Origin of the sequence: Desulfotomaculum copahuensis, assembly GCF_001655685.1 — a bacterium.
Classification (GTDB): Bacteria; Bacillota; Desulfotomaculia; order Desulfotomaculales; family Desulfovirgulaceae; genus Desulfotomaculum_G; species Desulfotomaculum_G copahuensis.
In genome coordinates, this window is record NZ_LYVF01000036.1 from 1 (window position 1) to 3749 (window position 3749).

A 3749-nucleotide genomic window follows, 5' to 3' on the forward strand; every position below is an offset into this window, starting at 1 on the left:
TTTATGGGTCCATTATACCGCTCTTGACGGCAGTTTCCTCTTCCTTTTGCTATTGATTGCCATTGCCCCCGTTTTCACCGGCCATCGCGTAACCAATCAACGTGTGGTCAATCAGCGCATAATCAAACTTGACAAATTGTTTTCTCTGATTTACCGCGGGGAAAATACCTGGACACTCTCGGTAAAGGTGGATCTGCCCTTTGCTGATCAGGCCAACCCAATCAATGAGCTGTATAAGCAAACGGAAAAAACTTTGACCAAAGTCAATCAAATGCTGGCCCCGGACAGTACGGTCAAAATCAGAACATGGCTTGTCCCCCGTCATAACCTTTTGCGTTTGCAAGACCGGTATCCCCTTCTTGCCTCCGGGAAAATCAGTTCGACAACCGCCAACCCGATAGAAAAGTTTTTTACCGCCTATTATGCGGCAAAAGCAAGAAAAAATAAATCGTCTTTCATGAAAACTTTCGTCAAAACCCTTAACGCACCCTGGAGCGAAATCTCTTACACCACCCCTTTGGGGGAAGAGCCATAGAACCCCGTGTCCCGGCCGCTCCCACCGGCAGTAAACGCTTTAAAAAGAAACGGTCCCGCCGTCTCACCGGTCCCGGATACAGCATGCCGCTTTATTGCAAGCAGCACTGATCACGCATTCTTATCACCGGACCCGGCACTATTGGCGGCGAAACCGGAAACGGCCGGCAACCCGCGGGTGGCGTGCTGTAAAACCGGCTGATTGAAGATGGAAAATGTTTTTACAATCAACCAATTCCATGATAAAATTATTATCACAGCATCGTAGCCGCCGGCACCGGGGCACTGTCACCGGAGGCCGCCGAAAAGCAGCCTGCCGCCGGCCCAGTTGAAAGAAGGAAAAAAGATCAGATGAGCAACCGGACGACAGTACTCAGGTTGCCCCACGCCATTGATTCGCTGGGAGAACGCAACTTCCGCCTTTTTTGGCTGGGCCAGGCGGTCTCCCTGATGGGCACCTGGATGCAGTCCACCGCCCAGGGCTGGCTGGTGCTGCACCTGACCAATTCAGCCTTTTTACTGGGGCTGGTAACATCCATCCAGTTCCTGCCCCTGTTCCTTTTCTCACTCCCGGCCGGCGAAATCGCCGATCGCCTGCCGAAAAAGAAGGTGCTCTACGCCACCCAGTGCAGCATGATGCTGCTGGCCGCAATACTGGGCATACTGATCCTGACCGGCACCGTCCGCTACTGGCATATCCTGCTCCTGGCCGGCTTGCTCGGCACCGCCAATGCTTTTGACAATCCAACCAGGCAGTCTTTTGTCCCCGGACTGGTGGAAAAGAAAAATATCATGAACGCCATTGTCCTCAATTCCGCCGCCGTCCAGGGCGCCCGGATGGTGGGACCCGCCCTGGCCGGCCTGGCCATCGGCCGCTGGGGCATGGCCTCCAGTTTTTTTCTCAACGCCGCCAGCTTCATAACAGTCCTGTTCGGCCTGCTGCTGATCCGGGTGCCGGCAAAAGCAGCGGAAAAACAGGGCAAGATACGGCCCTGGCCGCGTATAGCCGAGGGCCTGCACTACATCCGTCACTCCCCGCCGATGCTGAGCACGATCATGTTGATGGGCCTCGTCAGCACTTTTGCCATCAATTTCACCGTACTGGTACCGGTGCTGGCCAAAGCCAATCTCGGCCAGGGCGCCGAGGGATACGGCTTTTTGATGTCGGCCATGGGCATCGGCGCACTGGCCGGGGCAATCATCATGGCCATGCTCAGCCACCTCGGTCCCAGGCGGCTCTTTCTGTATGGAGGCGGGACCGGTCTTTGCCTGTTTCAGATTCTTCTGGCGGCGACGGACAACTATCGCCTGGCCTTCCTGGCACTCGGGCTGACCGGCTGGATGTCGGTGACTTTTATCACTTCGGCCAACACCCGGCTTCAGGTGGAAACCACGGACAACCTCCGGGGACGGGTGATGAGCGTCTATTCGCTGGTTTTCCTGGGAGTCAACCTGCCGGGCAGCCTGCTCAGCGGGTTTCTCGCCCACATCTGGGGCGCGCCGGCGGCGCTGGCGGCCGGCGCCGCCGCCGGCCTGGTCAGCATCGCGGCGGTGTTCGCCTGGGAACAGCGCGCGGCGGCCCGGGCAGGCCGTTCTGCAGCGCCGGATTCAGACGCCGGCGTTCACCGGCCGCCACCGGCCTGACCGGATCTACATCCAAACCGTCGTATAACAAAGTAAAAGCAGGCGGCCGCAAATTCATCCGGCCAACCTGCTTTACTTTTCGCAAACGTCAATACTAACCCTAGCGCATACCGCAAACTTGCTTCAATTCAACGTAATACCTGTCCACCCCGGTCCACCAGCCGGGATCGTCGGCATAGCCGTACCCCGGGTTGTCCCGTTTGCCGCCGGTCCCAAAGCCGTTGATCCAGTGGATTAAATCATCACCGGCCGGGCACCCCCGGGCCAGACGGCCGACCGTGTTCGCCGCCCACAATGCCGCTATGCCGTACCCGCACTGAAATTCCTGCCAGCTGTGGAACACATTCCAGGGATTGTTGATGATTTTGGCTGCATCCCCGTTCCCGGCGGGCACGAAGCCCTGCTCCTGACCGGTGATGGCGATCAGGAGCAGCGGATCCACACCCCACCGTTTCCCGGCGGCATTTACAATGGCCAGGTATTCCGGTCCGGCCTCCAGGCTGTTCTTTTGTTTCAGCCAATCAGCCAGTTTGCCGTAATACGGGCTGATGTCCCGGTACTTTATTTTATCCGGCAGTGCCTGCGGCGGGCCTTTGGGGATGACGCCGGCGGCCTCCAGCAGGCCCATTTCCTGCTGCATCTGGTTCGCCGTTTGCTGCAGTTCCTGTTGCGCCGCCGCCAGGGACTTCTGTTCATCCAATAATCGCTCGCAGACGGACCGGTTGGTCTTTATCCCGTCAGCGGTTTTACCGATGACGAAATGCAGTAAATCAAGCCGGTTTAACAAATCGAAGAAGCTGCGCGCGTTGAAAATAACGTCCAGCGCCGTCATCTGCGGCTGGTTGACATAGGACAGGGCCAATTGCCTGCCCAGCGTGTTCTGCTTGACCTGCAATTCCTTCTGCAGTCCGGCCTGTTTTTTTTGAAGGGCCTTTATTTGCGCGTCCTCCTGCGCCAGCTTTCCGGACAAATCAGCCAGGCGGACAAGTTCCCTGCTTACGGTCGCATTAATTTCCGGCGCCGGCCGGCCGCTAAAAACAGACAGATTGGCGGTGCTGGCCCATGTGCGGTGGGCGTTGAAAAACAGGCAGGCAATGATTAAAATCAGGACTGTTTTTCGTTTCAAAATATCATCCTTTCTGCGTGATATTTTGACATCTTTTGCATCACCGGTCAAACAGCAAAGCCAATCATAAAATGAAGCAAAGTTGCCGGTTGGTCCCAAATCCGGCCGGAAGCGGTTCAAATTCCCATGAACCGGCAAAAAGAGCTATTGCCGACTGCGGGACGTTGCACCCGGACGGGGGCGCTTTTTAACAACCGTCGGCTTCACGCCGGTCCGCACTCCGCTGCCGTCCGGTTTCAACCTGCCACGTTTGCCGCCGGTGGTCATCCCGGATGCCCCGGGCGTTGCCGGTGAGGGTTTCCGTGGTGGCGGACAGTTCTTCCGCTGTGGCGGACAGGTTACCGGCAGCCATGGAAATAGAATTGGCCTGATCTTCCATTTTCATTGATTGCTGCCGGATAGAACTGCCCTCTTTAATATTATCAGTAAAAAGCGGGTAAGCTGC

General features: G+C 56.9%; 3 protein-coding genes and 1 pseudogene. 2 read left to right on the forward strand and 2 right to left on the reverse strand.

What is annotated here, in order from left to right; translation table 11 throughout:
* Positions 1 to 535 (forward strand): hypothetical protein (locus tag A6M21_RS18985; protein WP_207644549.1); only part of this gene is annotated, 535 nt, incomplete at its 5' end.
* A gap of 350 nt (positions 536 to 885) precedes the next feature.
* Positions 886 to 2178 carry an MFS transporter gene (locus A6M21_RS02675; protein ID WP_066666365.1) on the forward strand — a complete coding sequence of 431 codons (1293 nt, stop codon included), beginning with the start codon at positions 886 to 888 and terminating at the stop codon, positions 2176 to 2178.
* A gap of 100 nt (positions 2179 to 2278) precedes the next feature.
* Here the strand turns inward: A6M21_RS02675 and A6M21_RS02680 are convergent, their stop codons facing one another.
* Positions 2279 to 3304, reverse strand: coding sequence for a coiled-coil domain-containing protein (locus A6M21_RS02680; protein WP_151191774.1), 1026 nt, complete (start codon positions 3302 to 3304; stop codon positions 2279 to 2281).
* Between the two features lie 187 nt (positions 3305 to 3491).
* Positions 3492 to 3749, reverse strand: a pseudogene (locus tag A6M21_RS02685) (hypothetical protein); the annotation flags it as partial.

What these genes read in the sequence shown, in the direction of transcription:
- A6M21_RS02675 (WP_066666365.1), top strand. Translation starts at nt 886, where the DNA reads ATGAGCAACCGGACGACAGTACTCAGGTTGCCCCACGCCATTGATTCG.